Origin of the sequence: Brevibacillus composti, assembly GCF_016406105.1 — a bacterium.
Classification (GTDB): Bacteria; Bacillota; Bacilli; order Brevibacillales; family Brevibacillaceae; genus Brevibacillus; species Brevibacillus composti.
Genome location: NZ_CP066308.1, coordinates 1116634 through 1143271 on the forward strand (window position 1 = coordinate 1116634; position 26638 = coordinate 1143271).

22 protein-coding genes and 1 pseudogene are annotated in these 26638 nt (G+C 55.2%); 17 read left to right on the forward strand and 6 right to left on the reverse strand.

The genetic code is table 11. The features are described 5' to 3' along the window. Nucleotides 1–18: 18 nt before the first annotated feature. The 4 genes from JD108_RS05850 to JD108_RS05865 all read left to right on the forward strand — a co-directional run bounded on the left by JD108_RS05850 (nucleotide 19) and on the right by JD108_RS05865 (nucleotide 5935). Nucleotides 19–1371, forward strand: a complete 1353-nt coding sequence (locus JD108_RS05850; protein ID WP_198826639.1) for an ISLre2 family transposase — start codon at nucleotides 19–21, stop codon at nucleotides 1369–1371. 207 nt (nucleotides 1372–1578) lie between these two features. Continuing rightward, a complete protein-coding gene (locus JD108_RS05855; protein WP_198828959.1) occupies nucleotides 1579–2097 on the forward strand; it encodes a type 1 glutamine amidotransferase domain-containing protein in 519 nt (172 codons plus the stop codon). 208 nt (nucleotides 2098–2305) lie between these two features. Then, a complete protein-coding gene (locus JD108_RS05860) occupies nucleotides 2306–3952 on the forward strand; it encodes a dynamin family protein (protein WP_198828960.1) in 1647 nt (548 codons plus the stop codon). A gap of 9 nt (nucleotides 3953–3961) precedes the next feature. After that, nucleotides 3962–5935 carry a dynamin family protein gene (locus JD108_RS05865; RefSeq protein WP_198828961.1) on the forward strand — a complete coding sequence of 658 codons (1974 nt, stop codon included), beginning with the start codon at nucleotides 3962–3964 and terminating at the stop codon, nucleotides 5933–5935. 25 nt (nucleotides 5936–5960) lie between these two features. On the opposite strand, the gene JD108_RS05870 is transcribed toward JD108_RS05865, so the two are convergent. Continuing rightward, on the reverse strand, nucleotides 5961–6506 hold the full coding sequence (locus JD108_RS05870) for a GNAT family N-acetyltransferase (protein WP_228728325.1): 546 nt from the start codon (nucleotides 6504–6506) through the stop codon (nucleotides 5961–5963). 9 nt (nucleotides 6507–6515) lie between these two features. Between JD108_RS05870 and JD108_RS05875 the strand changes: the two genes are divergently transcribed. Next, complete coding sequence (locus JD108_RS05875; RefSeq protein ID WP_198828963.1) at nucleotides 6516–6833, forward strand: aminotransferase-like domain-containing protein; 318 nt, start codon at nucleotides 6516–6518, stop codon at nucleotides 6831–6833. A 77-nt stretch (nucleotides 6834–6910) separates the two neighbouring features. Further along, entirely contained in the window at nucleotides 6911–7771 is an 861-nt protein-coding gene (gene speE, locus JD108_RS05880; RefSeq protein WP_198828964.1) for a polyamine aminopropyltransferase, read from the forward strand. A gap of 98 nt (nucleotides 7772–7869) precedes the next feature. Here the strand turns inward: speE and putP are convergent, their stop codons facing one another. After that, nucleotides 7870–9336, reverse strand: a complete 1467-nt coding sequence (putP, locus tag JD108_RS05885) for a sodium/proline symporter PutP (protein WP_198828965.1) — start codon at nucleotides 9334–9336, stop codon at nucleotides 7870–7872. Nucleotides 9337–9625: 289 nt separating this feature from the next. On the opposite strand from putP, the gene JD108_RS05890 reads away from it, so the two are divergent. The 6 genes from JD108_RS05890 to cimA all read left to right on the forward strand — a co-directional run bounded on the left by JD108_RS05890 (nucleotide 9626) and on the right by cimA (nucleotide 15317). Beyond that, nucleotides 9626–9832 carry a cold shock domain-containing protein gene (locus JD108_RS05890; RefSeq protein WP_198828966.1) on the forward strand — a complete coding sequence of 69 codons (207 nt, stop codon included), beginning with the start codon at nucleotides 9626–9628 and terminating at the stop codon, nucleotides 9830–9832. 194 nt (nucleotides 9833–10026) lie between these two features. Beyond that, on the forward strand, nucleotides 10027–10821 hold the full coding sequence (locus tag JD108_RS05895) for a thymidylate synthase (protein WP_198828967.1): 795 nt from the start codon (nucleotides 10027–10029) through the stop codon (nucleotides 10819–10821). Beyond that, complete coding sequence (locus JD108_RS05900) at nucleotides 10818–11294, forward strand: dihydrofolate reductase (protein WP_198828968.1); 477 nt, start codon at nucleotides 10818–10820, stop codon at nucleotides 11292–11294. The genes JD108_RS05895 and JD108_RS05900 overlap by 4 nt, the downstream gene beginning before the upstream one ends. 124 nt (nucleotides 11295–11418) lie before the next feature. Further along, nucleotides 11419–12531 (forward strand): YheC/YheD family endospore coat-associated protein, encoded by a 1113-nt coding sequence (locus JD108_RS05905; RefSeq protein ID WP_198828969.1) that lies wholly within the window; start codon nucleotides 11419–11421, stop codon nucleotides 12529–12531. Between the two features lie 206 nt (nucleotides 12532–12737). After that, nucleotides 12738–13571 (forward strand): alpha/beta hydrolase, encoded by an 834-nt coding sequence (locus JD108_RS05910; protein WP_198828970.1) that lies wholly within the window; start codon nucleotides 12738–12740, stop codon nucleotides 13569–13571. 123 nt (nucleotides 13572–13694) lie between these two features. Then, the gene (gene cimA / locus JD108_RS05915) at nucleotides 13695–15317 is read left to right on the forward strand and encodes a citramalate synthase (RefSeq protein WP_198828971.1); all 1623 of its coding nucleotides are present in this window, start codon (nucleotides 13695–13697) and stop codon (nucleotides 15315–15317) included. 66 nt (nucleotides 15318–15383) lie between these two features. Here the strand turns inward: cimA and JD108_RS05920 are convergent. Further along, nucleotides 15384–15504: pseudogene (locus tag JD108_RS05920) on the reverse strand (DUF1697 domain-containing protein); the annotation flags it as partial. Nucleotides 15505–15712: 208 nt separating this feature from the next. On the opposite strand from JD108_RS05920, the gene JD108_RS05925 reads away from it, so the two are divergent. Then, complete coding sequence (locus tag JD108_RS05925) at nucleotides 15713–16927, forward strand: dicarboxylate/amino acid:cation symporter (RefSeq protein WP_198828972.1); 1215 nt, start codon at nucleotides 15713–15715, stop codon at nucleotides 16925–16927. A 525-nt stretch (nucleotides 16928–17452) separates the two neighbouring features. Continuing rightward, nucleotides 17453–18865 (forward strand): group II intron reverse transcriptase/maturase, encoded by a 1413-nt coding sequence (ltrA, locus tag JD108_RS05930; RefSeq protein WP_198826346.1) that lies wholly within the window; start codon nucleotides 17453–17455, stop codon nucleotides 18863–18865. A gap of 163 nt (nucleotides 18866–19028) precedes the next feature. On the opposite strand, the gene JD108_RS05935 is transcribed toward ltrA, so the two are convergent. Next, complete coding sequence (locus JD108_RS05935; RefSeq protein ID WP_198828973.1) at nucleotides 19029–19259, reverse strand: DUF1128 domain-containing protein; 231 nt, start codon at nucleotides 19257–19259, stop codon at nucleotides 19029–19031. A 16-nt stretch (nucleotides 19260–19275) separates the two neighbouring features. Then, nucleotides 19276–21768, reverse strand: a complete 2493-nt coding sequence (locus JD108_RS05940; RefSeq protein WP_198828974.1) for a U32 family peptidase — start codon at nucleotides 21766–21768, stop codon at nucleotides 19276–19278. Between the two features lie 260 nt (nucleotides 21769–22028). Here JD108_RS05940 and JD108_RS05945 point away from each other — a divergent pair, with 260 nt between their 5' ends. Beyond that, nucleotides 22029–22928: a sensor histidine kinase gene (locus JD108_RS05945; RefSeq protein WP_198828975.1), complete on the forward strand. Its 900-nt coding sequence runs from the start codon at nucleotides 22029–22031 to the stop codon at nucleotides 22926–22928. A gap of 42 nt (nucleotides 22929–22970) precedes the next feature. Here the strand turns inward: JD108_RS05945 and JD108_RS05950 are convergent, their stop codons facing one another. Beyond that, nucleotides 22971–23564, reverse strand: a complete 594-nt coding sequence (locus JD108_RS05950; RefSeq protein WP_198828976.1) for a TetR/AcrR family transcriptional regulator — start codon at nucleotides 23562–23564, stop codon at nucleotides 22971–22973. A gap of 199 nt (nucleotides 23565–23763) precedes the next feature. Here JD108_RS05950 and JD108_RS05955 point away from each other — a divergent pair, with 199 nt between their 5' ends. Together JD108_RS05955 and JD108_RS05960 are read left to right on the forward strand one after the other, a co-directional pair. Continuing rightward, nucleotides 23764–24240 carry an N-acetyltransferase gene (locus JD108_RS05955; RefSeq protein ID WP_198828977.1) on the forward strand — a complete coding sequence of 159 codons (477 nt, stop codon included), beginning with the start codon at nucleotides 23764–23766 and terminating at the stop codon, nucleotides 24238–24240. 106 nt (nucleotides 24241–24346) lie between these two features. Continuing rightward, on the forward strand, nucleotides 24347–26431 hold the full coding sequence (locus tag JD108_RS05960) for a methyl-accepting chemotaxis protein (RefSeq protein ID WP_198828978.1): 2085 nt from the start codon (nucleotides 24347–24349) through the stop codon (nucleotides 26429–26431). The last annotated feature ends 207 nt before the right edge of the window (nucleotides 26432–26638 follow it).

Sequence of the window (26638 nt, forward strand, 5' to 3'; positions counted from 1 at the left end):
CCAAGGAGGAGAAACCCTGTGAGCAAGTTTACCACGGAATTTCCCACAATGAAAGAGCTTGAAACGTTGTTGTTTCGAACGTTGCAGGAACAGTTCGCTGCCGGTATGGCTTATATTTTGGAAGCGTTGGACGAGTATCTGATGCATCAACGGGATCATTCACGCTTTCGGCTGAAGGACCAACGAGAAGTCCAGATCGACACGCTCTTTGGTACGGTTCGATTCAAACGGCGATTGTATCAGGATCGCGTGAAGGGTCAACATGTGTATTTGTTGGATCGTATGCTGGCCTTTGACGGGCGGGAGAAGCTAAGCCCGTTTTTGGAAGAGATAGCGATCGAATTTGCTAGCCAAGGCCCCTCGTACCGGGACAGCGCAAAACGCTTGGAAGCGTTACTGGGGTATCGGGTACTGAGCCATGAGGCCATTCGGGACAAACTAATCACGCGGGTTGAACAAGCATCAACCATCGTGTCGAAAGCGACCCGAAGGTCGGTTCGCGTATTGTTTGTGGAAGTGGATGGACTTTACACCTCATTGCAGAGGCAACGCCAGCGGGGAATGGAAAATCGAATGGCGATTGTGCACGAAGGATGGGAACAAGAGGGGGACCGAGTGCGGCTTAGGTCGAAACGCCATTACCTGCATACGACGAAGGGAGAGTTCTGGGAAGGGTTTGGCGACTTTCTGGTTCGTCATTACGACATGGATGAAAACACATGGATCGTAGTCAATGGGGATGGGGCCAATTGGATTGGAGAATGCGAATCCTACTTTCACCGCTGTATTTACACACTGGATCGCTTTCATGTGGCGCGAGAATTGCGCCGATTCCTGGGTCAGTTGCCAGAGACGTGGCAGACGGTAAGGCAGGCGTTGGCGGCCTTTGAAGCGGATATCTTGCTGGCGACAGTAGAGTCCGTACCGGAGGAAAAGATTCTGGAAGAGCACCGGAACGAATGGCGGAAATACGTGGCCTATTTACGGCGGCATCGAAGGCATCTTATCGACTATCGAAAGGTTCTGGGTGAAGCTGGTATCGACACGACGGGCATGCGTCCAATGGGGAGTGCGGAAGCGCAAATGCGGGTGATGGCAAAAAGGACCAAACGAGGCGGCTACAGTTGGAGTGTACGGGGAGTACAAGCGATGTTGCGAGCCATTATGGCACGACAAGAGGGAAGTCGTTTGAGCGGCCAGGCGATAGCGAAGAAGCAAGTGTTACAGCCCAACCCAATGGTCCGAGTGAAGGACTTGCTACGGGAAGTGAAAGAGCAGGCAAAAGGCTATATAAACGGGACGATCCGCCTGTTGCACGGGCCATATCAAAGCAGCCCTACCGGGCTGGCCTTAAAAGCCCTTCGCGGATGAGGCAAAAATCGAGTGGAAGAAAGGAATCATACAAAAATAAAGCGCTTTCAAGAAGAGGAAACCAGAAGTCTTATTTTGGAGACAAAAAAATCCTGCCCACTATGGCTTGACTCACACGCAGATCGGGACTCGGTTGGCCAAAGCCTGCATCTCTGATAAAATGAAGTATTCAGAGAGTGGAAAGCATGAAGCGATGGAGGTGCCCCTATGAGACTGAAAGGCAAACAGGTCGTTTGCTTTGTCGAGAGTGAATTTGAGGATCTGGAGCTGTGGTATCCCGTCCTGCGCTTGCGGGAAGAGGGAGCGGTTGTCCATCTGGTCGGGCCGAAGGCAGAGACGTATATCGGCAAATACGGCGTGCCTTGTGCCGCCGACAAAGCGATGGCAGACGTCGATCCGGCCGACTACGACGGCGTGCTGGTTCCGGGCGGCTGGGCGCCGGACAAACTGCGCCGCTATCCGGAGGTGCTCTCCTTTGTTCAGGCGATGCACGAGGCCAAAAAGCCGATCGGCCACATCTGCCACGCGGGCTGGGTGTTGGCTTCCGCTAAGATCTTGAAAGGGGTCACCACCACTTCCACGCCAGGGATCAAGGACGATATGGAAAACGCCGGAGCGATCTGGGTCGATCAGGAAGTGGTCGTAGACGGCCACATCGTCGGGTCCCGCAGGCCGCCGGATCTGCCGGCCTATGCCAAGGCGTTTGCGGATTTGCTGGCGGAGTAGGAAAGGTTCTTGAAAAAAGAAATGCTGATTTGAAAAAAACGTAATGCCCCCGTTCCCGACGGGGGTCTTTCTTTTCAACAGGTGACCCTTGAAAACCAAGCTGCCCCGCCTGATGCAAACAATTCCACGGCAAATCTCGCGCAAAAGAATTGATCAACCGGTGGAGGTATGGTACATTCGGCATGGTAGAGTAGGAGATGGAGAGAGGATGGTACAGGTGCAAAGCCACATCATGGAGCGGGCAACCGATTTTGCCCTGCTTGCTGATCGTTTGGAGAAGATGGCGTCGTCGATCGACAAGACAAAGGACGATGCGACTCCGGGAAAATTGCTTCAGCTCGCGGCCAAGACGCGCGGGGTGGAGTTGAATATCGCATTCTGCGGCCATTTTTCGGCCGGTAAATCGACGATGATCAATACCTTGTTGGGGGTTCCGCTGCTGCCCTCCAATCCGATTCCGACAAGTGCAAACGTTGTCAAGATTCGCGGAGGCGAAAAGGCGGCGCGGGTTTACACGCACAACAACGGCGTGCTGACATTTGATCCCGACACCGAGATGGAAAAACTGAAGCAGTTCGCGGTGGACGGCGATACGGTGGAGTGGGTGGAGGTCTCCTACCCGGGCACGCTGCTGGAGGAGCAGACCAGCCTGCTCGATACCCCGGGAATCGACTCGACGGACGCGGCGCACAAGATCGCCACGGAGTCGGCCCTGCATCTGGCGGACGTCGTCATCTACATGATGGACTACAACCACGTGCAGGCCGAGGAGAACTTCAATTTTACCAAAACGCTCAAAGACCGGGGAAAACCGGTTTATTTGGTCGTGAATATGATTGATAAGCACATCGATTTTGAACTCGATTTTGACAGTTATAAAGAAAGCGTAGAAGAGGCATTCGCCACCTGGAATATCCAGCCCGACGGGATTTTTTACACCTCGCTGGCGGAGCCGGACCATGAAGAGAACCAGTATGAGGAATTCCGCGACATGCTGAAGCGGCTGATTCGCCAGCGCGAAGAGCTGGTCAGCAAGACCGTGAAGGACGCAGCGGAGCATCTGATCGAAGAGCATGTCCTCGCGCTCAGACGGGACAACCAGGCGGCCCGCCAGGAATGGGAAAACCGGCTGGAAGAATGCCGGCTGGACGGTGTGGACGGCCGAGATCCCGAGCAAGTGGCCCAGGCTCTCCAAGCGGCCGAGCAGGCTGACAGCGAGCTGTCCAGCCGCGTGGAAAAGGCCCGCAAGCTGATGGAAAAAGAGCTGGGCTCCCTGCTCGAAAATGCCCGTCTCACCTATTTCAGCACAAATGAAGCAGCCGAGCAGTATCTGGAGAGCCGCAAGCCGGGCTTCAAGATGGGGCTGTTTTTTGCCGGCAAAAAGACGGAGGAGGAGAAGCAGCGCAGGCAGGAAGCCTTGCTGGCCGATCTCCGCGAGAAAACGGCGGGCAATCTGGACTTCCACTTCAAAGAGCTGTTAGCCAAGTTTCCGGAGAAATTCGAGCTGCGCGATGAGGCCTACCACCAGGCTGTCTATGCCACGACGATCGAAATTACTCCCGAATTCCTCGCATCGCAGGTAAAAGGTGGAGCGAGCACGAGAGAGTACGTGATGAACTACTGTGCGGACTTGTCCAACGGCATCAAGGCTGAATACCGCCGCGCCGGGCTCGGCCTAATTGAGCGGGTGACCGCGATGCTGCAACAGGAGACCGACAAGGAGCGGACGGCGCTGCAAGAGCGGCTCCGGGTACTGCGCGAGCTGGCCCAGATTCACGGCCGTCTGAAGCAGCTGTCCGAAACAGAGCAGGCCGCCGGGCAGCGTTTGCAAGCGATATTGCGTGAAGGAGCGTAAACCGATACCATGAATCAACTGAGAGAGAAACTGGCGGCTGCGGCCGAGCGTCTGCTGCAGACGAGCCAAGAGATCCAATCTGTACCCGGGATGGAAGCGCAAGCCGAGGCGATGAGGGAACGTGCCCAGCGCCTGCTGGCGAACCGTTTCACGGTAGCGTTGTTCGGCGCTTTCAGCGCGGGCAAGTCCTCCTTTGCCAATGCCATGATGGGCGATCTGGTGCTGCCGGTGTCGCCCAACCCGACCACGGCTGCGATCAACAAGATCATGCCGCCGACGGAGGAGCACCCGCACGGCACCGTTCGCGTCGTGTTGAAATCGCGGGAGGCTGTCGAGCAGGACGTCATCCGCTCGCTGGCGGTATTCGGCATGGCGGCTTCCACGCTGGAAGAGGCGCTGCGCGAGCTGGACAAAATCGACATCTCCGCGATCCCGCCGACAGCGAAGCCGCATTACACCTTCCTTCGCGCGGTGACCAAGGGCCTCGGCGAGATGGCTCCCCATCTCGGAGGAGAGCTGCTGGTCGACATGAAAGCCTTCAAAGGCTTTGTCGCCAAAGAGGAAAAGGCCTGCTTTGCCGAGTATATCGAGCTCTTTTACTCCTGCCCGCTGACCGATCAGGGGATCGTGCTGGTCGACACGCCGGGGGCAGACTCGATCAATGCCCGCCATACCGGCGTTGCCTTTGAATATATGAAAAATGCGGACGCGGTGCTGTTCGTCACCTATTACAACCACGCCTTTTCGCAGGCGGACCACGAGTTCCTCTTGCAAATGGGGCGGGTCAAAGACACCTTTGACATGGATAAGATGTTTTTCCTCGTCAACGCGGCCGACCTGGCCGCCAATGAGGAAGAGCTGGCCGGCGTGATCAGCCACGTGGAGAAAAATCTGCTCTCCTGCGGCATTCGCCATCCGCGGATTTACCCCGTCTCCAGCCAGACGGCGCTGCTGGCCCGCATGCACGAGGCAGGCAAGCTGAACGCCTCGGCGGAAAAGCTGTACCGGCAGCGTACCGGAGGGGCCGAAGGAGAGCCGCTTGTCCCGGCGGAAGAGGCGTTCCGTCTCTCCGGAATGGCCCGGTTTGAGCAGGACTTCCTGCGCTTTACGCTGGAGGAGCTGACCCAGATCGCCGTCAATGCCGCCATGGGAGAGATTCGCCGGGCGCACAGCACCCTGTCCGAATTTATCCGGATGGCGCAGGCCGACGAGTCGGAGCGGGAGGCGCAGAGGAAGGCCGCTTCCGATGCCCGTGAAGCCGCGCTGGCCGCCGTGGAGGCGCTGTCGATTACGTCGGCGGAGCGCGACCTGCAGAAGGAGCGGGAGGAGCTGGTCTACTACATCCGGCAGCGTCTCTTCTTCCGCTTCAACGAACTGGTCAACGCCGCTTTCAACCCGGCTGTGCTGCAAGAAGACGGCCGCAACATGAAGCAGGCGCTTCAGGGCTGCCTCGCCGATCTCTTGCGCGCCATCTGCTACGACCTGGCACAGGAGCTGCGGGCGACCACCTTGCGACTGGAGAAATTCCTCAACAAGCAAGGAGTGCAGCTGTTGCAGCACTGGCAGCGGAATGTGCAGCAGCACGCAGCCGGACTTGCGCTCGCACCGTATCAGCCCCGATCGGTGGAGACTCTTACGTTCGCCGACGAGCTGCCGGTGCCGATGTCTGCCTTGCAGCCGGCGCTGTCCTTGTTCCGCAATGCCAAAGATTTCTTTGAGCAGGACGGCAAAAGCAAGCTGCGCGAGGATTTGGAAAAACGCTTGCAGGAACCGGTCACAGCTTACCTCGGCAACGGCAGCGCGGAGCTGGATCGCCAGTTTTCCGAACTGCTGCACGAAGTCGTGGAAGCAGAACGGAGCCGGGTGGCCCAGCAGGTCGAAGCCTATTTCACCGGAATTTTTGCCGCGCTGGATATGAGTCTGGATCTGGACGAGCTCACCTCGAAGCTGGATCGGATCGGCGCCAGCCTCGCAACCGAATAAGGATTCCAAACAAAACGTTAAACGCTCAGGCCTCCTGAGCGTTTTTTCGCGCTTCCCATTCCTCGCGGAGAATGCCCATCTTGATCGCGTCGTAGTATTCCCCTCGGACGATGCGGGCTTTACGCACACGCGCCTCCTCGATCATGCCGCAACGCTGGGCGAGCTTGATCATCCGTTCATTGCCTGACCAGGTGCCGATCCCCAGCCGGACCGTATCCATATGGGTGAACAAATAGTCGATCCACATCTGGAAGGCTTCGCTGCCGTATCCGTTTGACCAGTAGCGGGAGTCGTAGATCACGATGCCGATCTCAAACCAGTTCGTCACTTCGGAGACCCAGTAGCGGCCGACGCTTCCCTTCAGCTCTCCGTCAATTTCGATGATCAGGCCGTGGCGGGGGCTTGCCGTGCCGACCACGGACAGCTCCTCCTGGTATTTGGGCAGCATGCGGAATTGCTCCCGGGTAAGCGGCTCCAGCGGTTTGTAAGGGCCGTTCCAGCGAAGATGCTCCCGATCCTCCGCTTCGTAATGCCAGTAGTAGATCTGGTCCAGATCCTCCCGGAACGACATGTTCGCCGGATGCGCACCATCTATCAGCGCAAGCATAGGCTGCTCGTGGAGGCGATCCGTGCCCATATGCCCGTGGAAGTGAGCATCCTCGGCCATTCGGTTGGATTGCACATCCTGCTGGAAGTCCGGACGCCGCTTGCGGAGACAGAGCTCGTAGAGGCCGCCGCCCGGGCGGACGTGCGGGTCTTTCCGACTTCCCGCAGCTGGGTCTCCACCCGGCAGACAGCTTTTCCCCGCATCATCGTCGGCTTCGGCGGTGTGCGGGAAGAGGATATCGCGGAGGGGATCAAAAGGCTCGCAAAGGCTTGGTTTCCTGCTTTTGCCTGATAGAGAAGGGAGGAAGCGGGACAGAACCCCATTCTTCTGATAGAATGGAAATGATTATCTTTTTTGGGAGGTTGAAAATGGTACGGTTGCCAAAGTATTTGCACGCTTCAGAGGACAAGCTCTGGTTGACCGAAGATGAAAGGGATAACTTGAAAATCAGTTACCGAATCAAAAGCATTCTGTTTCAAGAAACCACTCCCCTTCAGCATGTCATGGTATTGGACTCGGTCGACTTCGGTCCGATGCTCGTACTGGATGGTGTCGTGCAGACCACGTCCATGGACGGGCATATCTACAATGAAATGATTGCGCATGTTCCCCTGACTCTGCATCCGCACCCCCGCAAGGTGCTGATCATCGGCGGAGGAGACTGTGGTGCAGCCAAGGAAGTCGCCAAGTACGATACAGTGGAACGGATCGACCTGGTCGAGATTGATGAGGCAGTCGTCCGGGCCAGCAAACTGTACATGCCGGAGGTATCTGGGAAGCTGTCCGACCCTCGCGTCGCTTACCATTACACGGACGGCGTAGCCTTTGCGAAAAAGGTGAAGGGCGAGTATGACGTCATCATCGTCGATTCTTCGGATCCCGTGGGACCGGCGCAGCAGCTGTTTGAGCCCGGCTTTTACAAGAGCTTGCACACTGCGCTGAACGAGGGCGGCTTGATGGTATGCCAAAGCCAGTCGCCGATTTTTCACCAGGATGTCATGCTGCAGACCTACCAGCGAATCGGAGAGGTTTTCCCCTATCGAAATGTATACACGGCAGTCGTTCCGACCTACCCGGGAGGGCTCTGGAGCTTTACGATCGGCTCCAAGCAGCCGCTGACCGAGCCGGAGCGAATCCGTTTTTCTCATAAAGCGCGCTACGCAAATGAGGAAGTATTGCGCCAGTGCTTCGCCTTGCCGGCATTTATCCGGGAGCTGCTGGAGAAATAGATGGTCCTCACCTAGTTTCTTCACGAACAGATGTCCATTAACACACAAGGGCTGCAACCCATCTCATCCAGAGGGGAGGTAGCCCTTTGCCTCTCTATCTATTCGGTCAGGTTGCGATAGCGGTCGAACTGTGATTGGATCTCCCCGGAAGGCTTTTGGGTGAGCAGGCTGACCAAGACGATAGCCAGCAGGCTTGCGGCAAAACCGGGAACCATCTCGTACAAGAGATCATTCAGCGCCTCCGACCGCGTCCAGAGAATGACGGTTACGGCTCCCGCCACCATCCCGGCCAGCGCCCCCCATCTGGTCATGCGCCGCCAGTAGAGACTGAGCAGAATCAGCGGACCGAAGGAAGCGCCGAAGCCCGCCCAGGCATAGCCGACCAGATCGAGGATGGTGTCGTTTTTGGTATAGGCCAGCGACAGGGCGACCAGCGAAACCAGCAGCACGGAGAGCCGCCCGATAAAGACCAGCTCCTGATCGGAAGCGGAGCGGCGGAAAAAGGTTTTGTAGACATCCTCCGTCAGCGAGCTGGAGGTGACCAGCAGCTGGGAGGAGATGGTGCTCATGATCGCCGCCAGAATCGCGGCCAACAGGAAGCCGGTAATCAGGGGATGGAAGAGGATTTTCCCCAGCTCGATAAACACAGTCTCCGGGTCGGCCAGCGTCAATCCCTTTTTCGAGTAGTAGGCAATCCCGATCAGCCCGGTAAACATCGCCCCGACAATCGAGAAGATCATCCAGCCCATGCCGATCAGGCGGGCTTTTTTGATCTCTTTGACCGAAGAGATCGCCATGAAGCGGACGATGATGTGCGGTTGGCCAAAGTAGCCCAGTCCCCAGGCAAACAGCGAGATGATGCCGAGGAGGCTGGTTCCTCTGAAAATGTCCAGCAGGGCCGGGTTAATCGCGCGGATTTCACTGAAAGCCGGGCCCAATCCGCCCACATGCAGTATGGTTACCAGCGGGACCAGCACGAGGGCGATGAACATGATCAGCCCTTGCACAAAATCTGTCCAGCTCACGGCGAGAAAGCCGCCAAACAGCGTGTAGGCGATGACGACCAGGGCGATGATCCACAAGCCCGTGTGATAAGACATGTGAAACGTGTTTTCAAACAGCACACCGCCAGAGACGAGGCCGGAGGAGACGTAAAAGGTAAAAAAGATCATGATGACCAGCCCGGATACCAGACGGAGGATGCGGGATTTGTCGCCGAAGCGGTTTTCCAGAAAGGCAGGGATGGTGATGGAGTTATTGGCCACCTCGGTATAGGTGCGGAGGCGAGGCGCCACGTAGAGCCAGTTGGCATAAGCGCCCAGCGTCAGACCGATGGCGATCCACGAGGCACTGAGCCCCTGACCAAACATCGCTCCGGGAAGCCCCATCATCAGCCAGCCGCTCATGTCCGAGGCCCCGGCACTCAATGCCGTAACGGCAGGCCCCAGCGTCCGCCCGCCCAGCATGTAGTCGGTCAGATTGGACGTGCGCTTGTAGGCGTAGTAACCGATGAGCAGCATGCCGAGCATGTAAATGACGATGGTAGTAAGTAGCTGCAGATCCATAAAGGTAAGCACTCCTTGCCAAAATGGGATAAGGTCGATCGAAAGCCTTTTCTCTTTTATGATGCGCAAATGGCGGGGATTTACTTTTTCCTGTGGAAATAAATTATTACGGAGCAGAACATTCCCCCTGGAAGGGAGATACAGAAAAGCTGGGTGGGCTGGGAAGTCGAAAGCTTGCGAGTTTTAAACAAAATGAAAAAACAGTGATCCTTTTTGTCTCCACCTCCTCCCGAGCGGCATATGATGGGGTAGGAAGCGAAGCTGTTTTCAAGACAGGGAGGAAATCACCATGCAAGGGAAAGTGAAATGGTTCAGCAAGGAAAAAGGGTATGGTTTTATTGAGCGGGAGGATGGTCCGGACGTGTTCGTGCATTACTCCGCGATCAGCGGCAGCGGCTACCGCAATCTGGAAGAAGGCGAAATGGTCACCTTTGACATCGTCAACGGCCAACGTGGCCTCCAGGCGGCCAATGTCACCCGCCTGACAAACGAATAGCTGCAGGCCGATCTGAATGGGAAGCCGGATGCTCCGCGTGAGGAGCAGACGGCTTTTTTTGGTGCGGGGATGCTTCACCCCGATGCGCGGACGCGGCTCTGCGGGCATCGCGGAATAGTAGAAGAAAACATGTCCCCACGAAGCCCGGTTTGGGTTACTATAGATGGGTAGGAAACGGGTAGGGGGAATGATCCATGAAACAATACTTGGACCTGTGCCGCCGGATTCTGGCGGAAGGCGTGACCAAACATGATCGCACCGGGACGGGGACCATCAGTGTGTTCGGTCACCAGATGCGATTCGATCTCAGCGAAGGATTTCCGCTGGTGACGACCAAAAAGCTGCATATCAAATCAATCATCCACGAATTGCTGTGGTTCTTAAAAGGAGATACCAATGTGCGCTACCTGCAGGAGAACGGCGTGCGCATCTGGAATGAGTGGGCCGACGAAAACGGGGAGCTGGGACCGGTGTACGGAAAACAGTGGCGCTCGTTCGAAGGGCCGGACGGAGCCGCTGTCGACCAGATCCAGTGGGTGGTGGACGAAATCAAACGGAATCCCGACTCTCGCCGTCTCGTGGTCAGCGCCTGGCATCCCGCGGAGCTGCCCAAAATGGCGCTGCCGCCTTGCCATCTGCTGTTCCAGTTTTACGTGGCCGAGGGCAAGCTGTCGTGCCAGCTGTACCAGCGAAGCGCCGATACATTTTTGGGCGTGCCCTTCAATATCGCCAGCTATGCGCTGCTGACTCATATGATGGCGCACGCGACCGGACTTCAGCCGGGAGACTTCGTTCATACGATCGGAGATGCCCACATCTACCTCAATCACGTGGAGCAGGTGAAGGAACAGCTCTCCCGCGAGCCCAAGCCGCTGCCGCAGCTCAAGATCAATCCTGCGGTCACCTCGATCTTCGACTTTTCCTTCGAAGATTTTGAGATCGTGGGCTACGACGCGCATCCCCATATCAAAGGGGAGGTATCCGTATGATCAGCCTGATCGTGGCCTACGCCCGCAGCCGGGTGATCGGCTGGAAGGGATCCATGCCTTGGCATTTGCCGGCTGATCTGAAGCATGTCAAAGAAATCACGACCGGAAAAACAATCGTGATGGGCCGGAAAACCTTCGAATCCATCGGCAAGCCACTCCCCAATCGGCGCAATGTCGTGCTGACCCGCAGCCGGGATTTTTCGCCGGAGGGCGTCGAAGTCGTCCATTCCAAGGCGGAGGTGCTCGCACTCGGAGACGTGATCATTTTTGGCGGGGCCGAACTGTACCGGCAATTTCTCGACGATGTGGATCGCCTGTATATTACGGAAATTGACCTGGAGACAGAGGGAGACACGTTTTTCCCGGAGTGGAACCCGGCCGATTTTCAATTGGTGTGGAAGCGAGAAGGGGTCGTCGACGAGAAAAATCCCATTCCGCATACGTTTTTCCTATACGAGCGAATCCAAAAGTAAGGCATGTTCGATGCAAAAAAGGCGTCTGTCCCTATGCGGATATGGCGCTTTTTTCCGTTGGTGGACATAAGCTGTGAGGAGGATTGGCTAAGTTGGATGCTGAGGAAAGCGGGTGTTGCCATACGTGAAGAAACGAATCGGTATTTTGACGTACCGGGGAGACAAAGGGTTTGGGAATCCGTTTTTTCTGCGAGGCCTGGTCCAAGAGGGAAAGGCCATGGGGGTCGAGATTTACGTTTTTTCCCCTCAGGACATAGATTTGGAGCATTTCCGGATCAGAGGCTTTGAACCTTCTGGGGCTAGGTGGACGTGTCAGTGGCGAGAATGGCCCGACATCGTTATCGACTATTATCGCTATTATCCGGTTGAAAAGCACAGACATTATCTGCCGATTCGCAAAAGCAGCCTCTTTTACTTTGCCAATAACCGCTTCGCGAATAAATTTCGGGTTCATCAGCTGCTGGAGCAAGAACCGGGGCTGAGGAAGTGGCTGCCGGAGACGGTGCAGTTCAGCCGGAAAAGCTTGGAGCACATGTGCAAACGGCATCCCATCTTGTACGTCAAGCCAACCAACGGCACGGCAGGAAGGAGCATCCTGCGCATCGAGCGGCGCGGCGCGGACCGCTACCTCCTCTTCGGCCGGACACGGCAGCAGGTCGTCAGGCAGGAGGTGGTCAGCGGCTTGGCGGCGCTGAGCAGGCGGGTTGCCATCTGGGTCGAGAAGGAGAAACAGGGAAGCGAACTCTTTTTCTTGCAGCAGGGCCTCGATCTGAATCTGCTCCCGGAGCGGACGGTGGATGCTCGTCTGCTCGCCCAGAAGGACGGCGAAGGCGAATGGCGCCTGACAGGTATGGGGATCCGCATCGGCCCCGTAAACTCCTCGACCTCCAATCTGCATGGGGGCGGAAAGGCCGTCCGGGCCGGGCAGTTCCTGGTCAAGCGTTTTGGCGAGGAGCGGGCAGAAATGATTATTCACCAGTGCAGGGAGCTCGCGCTGGATACGGTGGAAGTATTGGAGAGACATTTTGGCCCGATGATGGAATTCGGTTTCGATCTCGGGATCGACACAGACGGCCGCGTCTGGCTGATCGAAATGAACCCCAAGCCGGGACGCGACATTTTCCGCAAGCTGGAACAGTTTGACCGCTACCTGCTCTCTGTGCGAAGACCCTTGGAATACGCCATTTACCTGCTCAAGAAAGATCAGTCGGAAAGGGAGTTGCTCGTAACCACATAAAGGCGTAGCCCGAGCAGAAGTGACGGGATATACGGGCGTCTGGAAAAAAAGTAAGCTCGTATACCCCGGTTTCTTTCTGCTCATGGGGCAAACGGCAAGGGAGACAAGGAATCATCTGGTGGGACAAGCTTCGCCGGGCTTCAATTCCGCAGGAAATCAGCGCATAATGAGAGGGAGAAACCATTTGCAAATGAGGTGTTTGCCAGATGAAATCATCATTTGCTCTTCCTGTGGGCCAGGATCTGGTCATCCGGGGAGACTTTCACGCGCGGGAGCAAGACCCGCACCAACCCCTGCTGATCTTTTGCCACGGCTTTAAGGGATTTAAGGACTGGGGCAGCTTCCCCCATGTGGCGGAGCAGCTCGCGGACCGAGGGGTGGCTGTCCTGCGGTTCAACTTTTCCTGCAACGGTGTAGGCGAGAGCGTAACCGAGTTTGATGAGCTGGAAAAATTCGGACGCAATACCTATGCCCGCGAACTGGCCGATCTGGAGGCGTTGACCGCATGGATTACGGCGGAGGAGAATCCGTATGCCAGCTTTTTTGATCCGGGCAAGCTGTTTGTGATGGGCCATAGCAAGGGAGGAGGGGACGCGATCCTGTTCGGAGCGGACCACCCGCGGGTCAAGGGGATCATCACCTGGAACGGAATTGCCCATGTGGACCTGTTTGACGCCAGGCTGAGACAGGAGATCGCCGAAAAAGGAGTGGGCTATGTGGCAAACGCCCGGACAGGCCAGCAGATGCCAATCACCCGGGTAGTGATCAGCGACGTGGACCAAAACCGTGAGGCCTATGACCTGATTGCCAAAGTTCGGAAGATGTCGAAGCCGCTGTGCATCATCCAGGGAACCAAGGATTATGAGCGGCTGGTGACAGGGGCAAAGCGCCTGGCGGAAGCGGCCGGGAACGGTCAACTGCACTGGATCGAGGGGGGAGATCATACCTATAATACGAAGCATCCGTTCACGGGAACGACCCCGCAATTGGACGCTGCGATCGGACAAACGGCTGCCTTTGTCCATTCCCTGTGTACATAAGCTCTCATGGGAGAAACATTTCATTTTCTTTCCCCCTGGGCTGTGGTATACTGAGAAGCGTCAAACCATAGAATACAGCGAAGATTCTGAAAAATAGACAAAAGCTTATGGGGTGGAGAAAAAATGAAACCAAACGTATGCCTGTATGATACCACTCTGCGGGATGGCACGCAGGGAGAGGGTGTCAGTCTTTCCGTGGAGGACAAGGTAAAGATAGCGCTTCGGCTGGATCAGTTTGGCATCGATTTTATCGAGGGCGGCTGGCCGGGCAGCAATCCAAAGGATATGGCTTTCTTTGAGAGAATGAGAGAGATTCCCCTGGAGCATGCGACGATCACGGCATTCGGAAGCACCTGTCGCCCGAATGTGGCTGCTTCGGAAGATGACAACCTGCGGGCGCTGTTGGAGAGCGGCGTCAAAGCAGCGGCGATCTTCGGCAAGTCGTGGGATTTGCATGTGACCGACGCATTAAAGACGACCTTGGAAGAAAATCTGCGGATGGTAGCGGACTCTGTCAGCTTTCTCAAGTCGCAGGGCTTGACCGTTCTTTTTCTCGCCGAGCATTTTTTCGACGGTTACAAGGCCAATCCGCTGTACGCCCTGCGCGTACTGGAGGCGGCCGAAGGGGCGGGAGCAGACTGGGTGGTGCTGTGCGATACGAATGGAGGCAGTCTGCCGCATGAGGTCTATGACATCGTCCGGACGGTAAAAGGAAGCCTGCAGGTACAGCTGGGAATTCACCCCCACAACGATTGCGAGCTGGCCGTGGCCAATGCGATCGCGGCTGTGCAAGCGGGGGCTGAGCAGGTGCAGGGGACGATTAACGGCATCGGGGAGCGCTGCGGCAATGTCAATCTGATCTCGGTAATCCCCAATCTGCAGTTGAAGCTGGGCTATCGCTGCGTCGAGGATGAGCAGCTGCAGCAGCTTACCAAGCTGTCCCGATTCGTCGCAGAGGTAGCCAATATGGCGATGCCAAACAACCAGCCGTTCGTCGGCAACAGCGCCTTTGCCCACAAAGGGGGCATTCACGTCAGCGCCGTGCTCAAAGATCCGAAAACCTATGAGCATATCGAACCGGAGAGAATCGGCAACAAGCGGCGGGTGCTCGTCTCCGAGCTGTCGGGGCAAAGCAATCTGCTGGCCAAGACCGATGAACTGGACATCGATGTGGAGCTGGACAAACAGGAAGCCCGGGAGATTATCCAGAAGATCAAGGAGCGCGAATTCCAGGGGTATCAGTACGAAGGAGCCGAGGCATCCCTGTCGCTGATGCTGCTCGCTGCAGGCGGCAAGCTCGATTCGCTGTTCACGCTGGATTCGTTTAAAATACTGATGGAAAAATCGCGAGACCGCGCCATTTTGTCGGAGGCTACGGTGAAGCTGCAGGTAAATGGACAGCTCGTCCATACGGCGGCCGAAGGAAACGGTCCCGTCAATGCGCTGGACAATGCGCTCCGCAAAGCGCTGGAAACGCATTTCCCCTGTCTGGCGGAGATGCAGCTGACAGACTACAAGGTTCGGGTATTGGACGAGAGCGGCGCCACAGCCGCAAAAGTCCGCGTGCTGATCGAATCCGGACGCAATGGGGAGAAATGGAGCACCGTGGGCGTCTCGACCAACGTGATCGAGGCGAGCTGGGAGGCCCTCGTGGACAGTATTCGCTACCTGTTGTGGAAGGAAGGCTGCAAGCGGTCCGAGCCGGAGGAGAAGGCAGAAGTGCGGGCAGGCATTGTCAATCACTAAATTCTCTCATCCAGTACCAGGCGTGATTTATGGCAGGGCGTCTTAGTCTGCTTTGGAGTGGATATGTTTACTCACAAACATGATATTGCCTGTATTGATATAGTTCGACTGCCTTTTTCAGCAGCTTCATATCGATTTTGTTATTTCCGCCTACATTGATTCCGCGAAGCAGTGCGACATATACCACAATTTATCCCTCCACCATGCAATGTCATGCCATTCAGTAAAGACCGCAGTGATATTTTACCATAAAATGATTCGTCTGGATGGCGAGCACGATTCTTCTCTTTGCGGCCACGCGCCTAGATAGGTCTTTTTATACTGACCTATTCTCGCATCTCCGCGCATAGCTTTAGAGAAAGGGGGCTTTTCTTAGAATCGAAAGGAGGGTCAAGATGAACAGATTATGGAAGATGAATCTCGTTACCAAAATTCTGGTCGCCTTTGTTATCGCCATTATTGTAGGAATCATCGCGGGGCCGGGTGCGGAAGTCGTCAAGCCGCTGGGGGATTTGTTTCTTCGCCTGATCAAGTTCATTATCGTCCCCTTGGTGCTGGCTTCTCTGGTTACCGGGGTGGCCAGTACGGGCGACATCAAAAAGCTGGGCCGGATGGGCGGAAAAACGATTGTCTACTATTTGGCGACCACGGCACTGGCTGTGATACTGGGACTATTGATCGCTACCGTCCTGTCGCCGGGCAGCGGACTGGAGCTGAAACCGGAAGCGGCCAAGACGGAAGCGGCAGAAGCCCCGGGCATCATCGACACGCTGCTGGCCATCGTGCCGACGAATCCGATTGCCGCGCTGGTTCAGGGAGACATGCTGCCAATTATCTTTTTCGCCATCTTCCTCGGAATCGGGATCTCCATGGTGGGGCAGAAGGCACAGGCGGTTCAGACATGGTTTGAGCAGTTTGCCGAAGTGATGTACAAAATTACCAACATCGTCATGAAGTTTGCGCCGATCGGCGTCTTCGGGCTGGTGGCGCCCATCGTCGGGAAGCACGGGCTGGCCGTACTGCTGCCGCTGTCCAAGGTGATCTTCGGCGTCGCGATTGGCTGCATCCTTCATGCGGCCATCATCTACTCGCTGAGCGTAAAGCTCTTCGCGAAAATGAATCCGCTGACATTCTTTAAAGGAATCGCTCCGGCGGGGATGATCGCCTTCAGCACCTCCAGCAGTTCGGGTACGCTGCCTGTTACGATACAGAACGTCGAAAACAACCTGGGCGTCTCCAAACGGGTCAGCAGCTTTGTGCTGCCCCTGGGGGCGACGGTCAATATGGACGGCACGGCCTTGTATCAGGGCGTATGCGCTTTGTTTGTGGCCCAGTTTTACGGGATGGACCTCTCTTTTGCGCAGCATATGACCATCGTTCTGACGGCTACGCTGGCTTCGATCGGGACGGCGGGAGTCCCTGGGGCCGGTTTGATCATGCTGACGATGGTGCTGACGTCCGTCGGGCTGCCCCTCGAAGGAATTGCCCTGATTGCGGGTGTCGACCGGATCCTGGATATGTTCCGCACGTCCGTCAACGTCATCGGAGACGCTTCGGCGGCTGTGGTGGTCGCAGCTTCGGAAGGGGAACTGAAGGGACGGCGGGGATAAGGCAGGGCGTCCGCAAGAGCCTGATGCTCGGCAGTAGCGGGCGGGGAAACAGAGGAGTTGCTATCTTTTGCAATCAGTAAAAACAGAGCCTCCCACCCGTCAGGGCAGGAGGCTCCTTTTCGTGCGCCACGCATGGCGACTAACTAGGCGGTGAAAGTCCGCTGTGGGGGCTGGTAGTGGCCAACCACTAGCCAAGAGCAAGGGTGTCCACCGTGAGGTGGAATCTGAAGGAAGCTGGAGGCAAAATCCCGGCCCGAGGAACACGAACATCATCAGGCATATGGAATGGGACAAGCTTGCGAGACAAAGCAAAGTCCAATACACTACACGGACATTCCGGTGTAAATGATGCGGGTATATGGGAGGAAAGTGAGTCGTCTTACCGTGGGAGGTCTCATGGACGTGAGAAGATGACATTCGAATCACGGTTGAAACAAGATTTATCATGAGAAGTCAGCAGACGCCATAGTACCTCGAGCAGTCGACGGCTTGAGGGAAGGGCTGAACCTTAGGAGGTGGTCGTCAATGAATGTTACCGAAACAGGAGATAAGGGCAGCCAACTTCCAACGGAAGGCTCACCGCAAAAGAATAGTGCGGAACACGAAGGATATGCGGGAGTGCACGTTCCTGAGAGGATAGCTGAAACCGACGACACCAACGCAAACGAGTCGAAGGAAAGGTTACTTGAGAAAATCATAAGCAGAGACAATTTGAACGAAGCGTTCAAAAGAGTCAAAGCGAATAAAGGTTCACACGGAATCGACGGGATGGGCGTAGATGAACTTCTACAATATCTCAAAGAAAACGGTGAAACCATCAAGGAACAAATCCTGGCGGGCAGATATCGCCCAAATCCCGTTCGAAGGGTAGAAATCCCAAAAGAGAACGGAAAGAAAAGAAACCTGGGCATCCCAACGGTGGTTGATCGAGTAATCCAGCAGGCAATTGCACAAATGCTCACGCCGATCTATGAGCAACAGTTCTCGGACAACAGCTTCGGGTTCCGACCCAAACGAAGTGCCCACCAAGCCATAAGGCGCAGCCAGCAATATATTCAGGAAGGCTACCGCTATGTTGTGGATATGGATCTAGAGAAATACTTTGACACCGTCAACCAAAGCAAGCTCATTGAAGTACTCTCAAGAACGATTAAGGACGGACGAGTCATTTCACTAATTCATAAATATCTTCGGGCAGGAGTTGTCGTGAAGCACAAGTTTGAGGAAACAGAAGTCGGCGTACCGCAGGGCGGGAATCTGAGTCCAATTCTCAGTAATATCATGCTGAATGAGTTGGACAAGGAGCTGGAGAAGAGAGGACACAAGTTTGTGCGATACGCAGATGATTTACTCATCTTCTGCAAGAGCAGACGAAGTGCCGAACGGACACTAACCAACATTCTCCCCTACATTGAAAAGAAGCTGTTCCTAAAAGTAAATCGGGAGAAAACCGTGGTGGACCTAGCCATTCGAGTGAAGTTTCTGGGATTCTCATTCTACAACCAACGAGGGCAAGTGAAAGTCCGCATCCATCCCAAATCCATCGCCAAAATGAAAACAAGAGTGAAGGAACTAACCGCAAGAAGCAATGGCATGGGAAATGAAGAGAGAGCCGAAAGGCTCAGACGCTATATCATGGGATGGGTCAACTACTTCAAGATTGCGGATATGAAGAACCTGCTCCAAACAACGGATGAATGGATGAGAAGAAGGATTCGAATGATCTACTGGAAACAATGGAAACGAATAAGGACAAAATTCGAAAAGCTGATCTCGTTTGGAATCCCAAAGTTCAAGGCATGGGAATACGCAAATACAAGAAAGAGCTACTGGAGAATCTCCAATAGCCCCATCCTCGCGAAAGCCCTCGATAACAACACCATTAAAGGCCTCGGATTTCTTTTCTTCTCAGATTATTATCGACAAGTGACTGCGTGAACTAAGGAACCGCCGTATACCGAACGGTACGTACGGTGGTGTGGGAGGTCGGCTACTCAACTAATGGGTAGCCCCCTACCCGATTTTTGCAGTCGCGCCTTCTCTCGGAAGAGATGCGGGGCGCACGCACGCTCGCGGAAGACGAGGCGTATTCCTGCAGCTGTTACGGCTGTTTGCGCATGCTGCCCAACTCTTCCACGATTGCGGTCATCTCATTGATGCTGAAGCTGCTTTTTTTCTGAACCATGTTGTAGAGATACAGCAGGTCTTCGTAGTGTGCGAGGTCAAAATCCTCCGGCCTCATGACAGCGGTATTGGCCATGTTCAACTTCGCCTTGATGCCCTCGACGAGGGTCGCCAGGTTTTCCGCTGTCGGCTGGTTCAAATCTGCCATGGTATGATGCTCCTCTCTATTTGATCAACTGCCCCCGTGTGACCCCCAACTGGTTGGTAGCTTTCAACGAGCGCCATACGTGGGTTCCGCTTACCTCGCCCCGCAGTGCTTGGCGGTACAACTGAATGACCTCCTGGACACGCGCAGGCTCTTCTTCCAAAAATTCGATCCGGTAGCTGCCTACCCCCAGCTTGCGAAATTCACCCAGGTATTCCGCGCCGGACTGATCGATCGCGTTATACACGGTGTTGCGGCAGCCCGTATCGACGCGGACGGGGTGAGAGAAGCCGACCCGGTCGCGCAGCGACACGCGTGAGGTTTCACAGGGTGTACCGCAGTTGGTATGGTCCGTCCCCGGACTGAGGAACGTACAGTAGACACAGTGTTCGGTGTGGAACATCGGCATATGCTGATGAATCACGACCTCCATCTTGGAAGCATCCGCCTTTTCCAAAAGATCGACCATCTGCTGGATATTCAGATCGTAGGAAGGAGTGACCCGCTCCAGACCGCAGCCGAGGAACAGCTCTACGGCCTTGTGGTTGGCGATATTGAGCGAAAAATCGCCGATCAGCGGGATATTCAGCTCCCCTCTGCGGGCCATGTAATAGTGCAGCGCGCCGGTGTTTCTCACCAGGATTGCGTCCGGCTTGCTCTTGGCGATCAGAGCGAGGACGCCGTTCTCATCCGGCATGTGAATCCGCATCGTCGCGATCGCGATCTTCTTGCCGTAGCGATGCGCCAGCTTGACCGCATCGGGATACTGCTTGACGAATTCAAAATCGGCGTAGAGGAAGTCGACATCCGTCTGCGCGGCCGCCTCCACCTGCTCCAGCGAACGGCAAAGCGCGGTCAAAAGCGGCTGGTCCACCTTTTGGCGCCGCGGCACATCCGCGAATGCGTCCACTTTGTTTTTCCGGTAGACAGGCGGCTTGGAGCGCAAATACAGCAATTGCTCGACGGCTTCCCGGCGCATCCGGTTCAGCTCGCTGACAGGCAGGATCAGTTCGCCATCCAGGTGAACCGACAGATCGCTTTCCTCCAGCCGATAGATCGTGCCGCCCAGCCTGCCCAATTGATCCAGCAGCAGTTCCTTCGTCAGAGGGCGTTTCAGCGCTTGTTCCAGCGCCAGATCCGATTGGCTGGTGACGGCATTGCTGGCTTCTTTGTCCACCCAGGTGACGGACAGCTTTTGGCCGAGCTGACCGCTCACATGAACGGCGAGCGGGAAAGTGCGGTACGGTTTGTCCGTTTCAAATGTTTTGCGGAGCCGCTTGTCCAGCTCCGGGTCGCTCGTCTTCCAGACGCGATCGCCGACGTGCACCCGCTGCAGCTTGACGTCATTGCGGCCCATGACGATTTCATAGAGACCGCTGCTCACTTCGCCTTCTACCTTTTGCCCGCGGACGAGCAGGTCGTATACGCGGCCGCCTTCTTCTTTTTGCGTCGGGTCGCCGGCGTCAAAGACGATCCCGTCCCCGCGCTTGAGCGGCGCGGACAGCTCGACGAGCACCGCGTGCTTCAGGACCTTTTTCACGGTGCCGAGGAAGACGCCGCGGCTTTTCGGGAAGGAGCCGTCCAGCAGCTTTTTGTTGTTGGTTCCCTCCAAAAATCCGGTGGTAAATCCGCGGGAAAAGCTTTGCTGCAGCTCGCGGATGTCCTGCTCGCTCGGCGGGATATCCTGGCCGGCAAAATAGCGGTCGATCGCCGCACGGTACTTGCTGACGACGTTCGCCACATACTCGGGGGATTTCAGACGCCCCTCGATTTTAAAAGAAGTGACGCCCGCCTCAATCAGCTCGGGAACCAGTTCGATTGCCGCCAGATCCTTGGGAGAGAGGAGGTATGCGATATTGCCCATATCGCGCTGCACGCCGTCTACGATCAGATCGTACGGTAGGCGGCAGGCCTGTGCGCATTCGCCGCGGTTGGCCGAACGGCCGCCCCACATCTCCGAGGTCAGACATTGGCCGGAATAGGAGACGCAGAGCGCGCCGTGGACGAAGACCTCCATCGGCAGCTTGGCCTTCTCGCCGATCACCTTGATTTCCTTTAACGAGTTCTCCCGTCCGAGGACGACGCGCTCGATCGCGAACGGCTTCGTGAATTCCACCGCCTCCGGAGAGGTAATGGTCATCTGGGTGGAGCCGTGAATCGGGAAGTCCGGAGAGATTTCGCGAATCAGTTTGACCAGGCCCAGATCCTGGACGATCAGGGCGTCTACCCCGGCGTCGATACAAGCCTCCACCAGCTCGCGGGCATCCTCCAATTCATTTTCAAAAACCAGAATGTTAAAGGTCAAAAAGCCTTTGACTCCGTACATGTGCAGAAAAGCCATGATCTCCGGGAGCTCCGCCATCTGGAAGTTCTCGGCGCGAGCCCGGGCGTTAAACTTTTCCACGCCGAAAAAGACGGCGTTTGCCCCATTGGCGACTGCGGCCTTCAGGCACTCCCAATTTCCGGCGGGAGCGAGAAGCTCAATATCTTCACGTTTGATACCGTTTCGCATGTGTATGTTCTAACCTCCAAGCTCTTCAAAAAAACAGGCTGTCTTCATCATCATAGGGAAATGTCCCTGTCTCCGCAAGGAAAACCTCCTTCCGGGATGTGTTTTGGAAAACTTTCCTTCACGTCTAAATCGGCAGGTGTTATGCTTGAAAAAATAGAGAAAAAATGAAGAATGGATGAGGGGCCCACCATGTTGATTGTGAAGGATATCTTGCTGCAACTGCTTATCATAATGGTGCCTGCTTTATTGTACAAAAGCATATGGTTGGACAGGCCGAAAGAAAACCGGTCCCAGGGCACCCTTTTGTTGACCCTGCTCAGTTCGCTGAGCGTCCTCTGCTCGCCATCATACTCGTTTACAGCCTCAAGGATATTCCGCTGGAAACCGCAGTAATTCGTCTGGAGTCGCTGTCGAAATTCTCCATCGTGGCGATCCTGGCCGCCGTTTTCTATATCTATCTCCTGGAATTTATTCGCGAATCCATTTTGATCCGCAAACAGCTGGTGCGGGCGGAAAAGCTGAAGCTGATCAGCGAGCTCGCCGCCAGTGTGGCCCATGAGGTGCGCAATCCGCTGACAGTTGTGAGAGGCTTCATACAGCTGATGCGGGAGGACGGGAACGTAACGAGCCGGGAGTATATGGAGCTGGTGCTAAGCGAATTGGATCGGGCCGAGTATATTATTTCTGACTATCTAAGCCTGGCCAAGCCGCAGGCGGAGACTTCGGGGAAAGTCGGCATGGCGGTCACTGTGACGGACGTGACGGCGCTGATTTCTTCCTATGCCGTAATACATAAAGTGGAAATTCAGGTGAATACCGAAGCCGGATTGTACGTCTGCGGAAACGATGTCAGAATCAAGCAGGCCCTCTTGAATCTGATAAAAAACGCGATTGAGTCGATGCCGCATGGCGGGATTCTGGAGATCGAGGCGAGGCGGAGCATGGACTACGTGGTCATAGCCATCAAAGACCAGGGAGAAGGCATGACCGCGGCTCAGATTGAGAAGGTCGGCTTTCCTTTTTACTCCACGAAGGAAAAGGGGACCGGTCTGGGCTTGATGATTACCTCCAGAATCGTGGAGGCGATGGGAGGAAGACTGGAGTTTCAGAGTGAAGCGGGAAAGGGGACTTGTGTGAAGGTTTTTCTCCCGGCAAAATAGACAGGCTTTTGGGAAAGGTGTGAAGGGCTGGAACGCATGAGGTCAATCTGCGTCCAGCCCTTCAAATACGATCGAGACCTTCTCTTCCATAATTTCTTCCAGCGCCCATGCCCCTTCGTTCCGCACCCAGTCGTAGAGGGCATTGTAGTAGATATTCTCCAGCATATTGGCGGCCACCAGCGGATTGAACCTGGTCTTCAGCCGTCCTCGTTCCTGCGCTTCCTCGATCAAGTCCGCAAAAAGCTGACGCAACTCGTAGTAGACGTTCTTTTCGTTCTCCAGGATTTTCCTGTGCTTCATCGAGGACTCCACCAGCACTTTGATGAAGTCGTAATTTTGGATATTCACTTCATTCATGATCTTGTAGATGCGGAGCACCTTTTGTTTGCAACTGTCTCCATAATCCCATTCGTCCCGGCGTTCCTCAATTTCATGAAGCCGTTCGTATCCCCAGTTCGCGAGGATTGCTTCCTTTGACGTGAAATGAAGAAAAATGGTACCGCGGGCAACATCGGCTTCTTCCGAAATCATGTCGATCGTGGTGGCTTCAAACCCGTGCTGTTTAAATAGTTTGATAGCGGCATTAAAGATCTTTTCTCGGGTTTCCCGCTTTTTTCGTTCTCTGCGTGTCGTCAAAAGGAAGACACCTCCTTTTCTGTTACAGTAGATTATAGCACAACTGATTCCGGCAAAAAAAACACTCCCCCGCAAAAAAACAAAAAAGATGGCTGAAAAAAGGATAGACTTCTTACACAAGCGAATGTATATTTATATACTATAATGAATAAATATTAATTCTAATATGACTGCGGATAGCTGGTGTGGAGGAGATAAAATGACGGTTACAAAAGCGGTGACTGTACGTTCTGCGACGATGGCGGATGTGGATCAAATGCTCGAGATTATTAATCAATATGCACAGCAAGGGCTGATGCTGCCGCGGACAAAATTATCTGTATGCGAACATCTCCAATCTTTTATCGTCGCCCATGATGGCGAGCACGTCGTTGGCGTCGCCGGGCTTCATATACTATGGGAAGACCTGGCGGAGATCCGCTCTCTGGCGATTGCGGAGAGGGCCAAAGGGCTGGGTGTCGGAAAACAGCTGGTTCTCCATCTGGTCCAACAGTGCCGGGACTTGGGCATTAAGCGCTCTCTGGCCTTAACCTACCAAAAGGAGTTCTTTGAAAAGTGCGGTTTCCATGTGGTCGCCAAAGAGACGCTGCCCCAAAAGGTGTGGAAAGACTGCATCAACTGCTCCAAACTGCCGATGTGCGATGAAATCGCCATGATTTGCGAAACGGAAAATTAGGAAAATTCAGGTCCCTATTCCTCTTGTTTTTCTGGTACTATGTTCTTAGTTCTCATAATTCCGATAAATATATAACCAGAAAAAAGAGGCATAAGGGGGCAATTCAATGAAACTAGGGGCTCGGATGCTGATCGCTTTGTTGTTGGCAGGAATCCTGCCGCTGACGGCAGCAGGTGTTTTCTCCTATTCCCAGACCAAACGGGAACTGTTAGAGGGAAGCGCAGCCACGCTGGAAGCACTTCGAAACAGCAATAAAGAACAGGTGGAGAACTTCTTTCGCGAACGCTCCAAAAACCTAGAGACGCTGGCTGCATCCGGTGCTGTCATTGAAGCGGTGCCTGTCTTTGATACTGTCTGGCAAGAAGGCGTACAATCGAGTGCCTATCAGGAAGTCGAGCAAGACAAAGGAAAAGAACTGAAAATGGAAGTAGCCCGGTACGGGTTTGCCAATGCATATCTGCTGAATGAAAAAGGAGATGTGATCTTCCAAACCAAGCAGCAGGATGATTTTGGGACCAATCTGATGAATGGTCCCGAGAGCGGTTCCGTTTTGGGCCAGACGGTGCAGAAGGCAGCCAAGGGACTTAGTCTGGAGCTCTCGGACGTAAGCAGATACGGGCCGTCCGGCAATATTCCGGCGCTGTTTATGTCCGTGCCGATTTTTGACAGGGGGACGGTCATCGGTCAATTGGCGGCCGAAGTCCCCCTCGACTATATCTCCCGGCAGTTGAACCGGAGAGAAGGTTTGGGCACGACGGGCAAGGTCTATCTGATCGGGCAAGACAAGCTGATGCGGACCGAGCTGGAAAATGCGGGCGGAGAGTCGACGCTGCTGCAGGTGAAGGTCGATACGGAGATTGCCGATCAGGTGCTGTTCTCCAATCAGACGGCAGCCACGGTACAGTCGACGGACTGGCGCGGCGAGGAAGTGTTGGTCTCCTATGACCAGGTGAAAGTGGGCAAGCTGACCTGGGCGATTCTGGCGGAGATGGACATGTCGGAAATCATGGCCGGGCCCAATAAGATACTCAATGGCATCCTCGTATTTAATGGAATCGTCCTCATTCTGATCGTCATCGTCGCATCAGCCACAGCCGCCTGGCTGCGCCGCTCGTTCGCCAGCATGCTGCAGGTGGCGAGAAGGATCGGGCAGGGGGATTTCACCTGTGCGGTGCCTCCGGCGCTCCTGAAGCGAAAGGATGAGCTGGGGGAAATGGCCCGCTCGCTGTTTGCCATGCGGGATCAACTGAACGATATTCTCTTGCAGGTGCAAAATGCCTCGTATTCGGTGACAGAGTCCGTGAAGGAAATCCACGGCAATACGGGGGAGATCGCCTCGTCCAGCCAGCAAATCGTCGAGGTGGTCGATCAGGTGGCCACTTCCGCAGACCGGCAGGTGGATCAGCTCGGCCACACCGTCTATTTGGCGGAAAACTTGACCAAAGCCGTCACCGGCGTAAACGGAAACGTGGAGCAGGTCGCGATCTCCTCCCGGGAAATGAGAAGTCACGCCGAAGAAGGACGGGAAGCGATCGAAGCGGTCGTGAAGAGCATGGACCGCATCCAGGGCGCTGTCGAAGCCACGACCCAGGTGATTCACGCGTTGGAACAGCGTTCGCGCGAGATTTCGCAAATTACCGGAGCGATTACCGATATCGCCAGCCAGACGAATCTGCTCGCGCTCAACGCCAGCATCGAGGCGGCGAGAGCGGGCGAACACGGCAGGGGATTTGCGGTCGTCGCGGGCGAGGTTCGCAAGCTGGCGGAGGGGAGCAACGCGGCAGCCCAGCAGATCGTCGCGATGATCAACGATGTGCAGATCAGCATCACGGCTGCCGTAGAGAAAATGGAGGAAGGCAGGCGGACCGTTACAGACGGATCCATTACGGCCCGCAAGTCCGGTGCGCTGTTTCAGCAGATCGAGGATAATATTCGGCGAGTCTCCCTGGAGATGGAAGGCGTTCGGGAGGCGTTTGCCAAAATCGCGCCGGATGCGCAGCAGGTCGTCTCCTTTGCCCAGGAGGTATCCGCCGCATCGGCAGAGGCAGCAGCAGGCGTACAAAGCATCTCAGCCGCAGTCGAGGAGCAAAGCGCGGCGATGGAAATGATCGCGGCTTCGGCCGATCAACTGACGGCATTGGCCGGCCATCTGCGGGAATCGCTGGCGGCCTTCCGTCTGGATATGAAATAATAAAGAGACCCTTCGTGGTCTCTTTTTCATGGATGTTGGATTCGCGGCTTCTTCTCCCCGCAGCCGCGATTTCTATAACAAACCTGACTATTCCCTCACAGAACCGCTCATCCGTTTATATTTTTTATCGACAAAAGGATTGGCCGAGCCAAGTTTTCAAAGGGATGGGGAGGATATCACTGGCAAAATGTTGAATCATAAGGACGA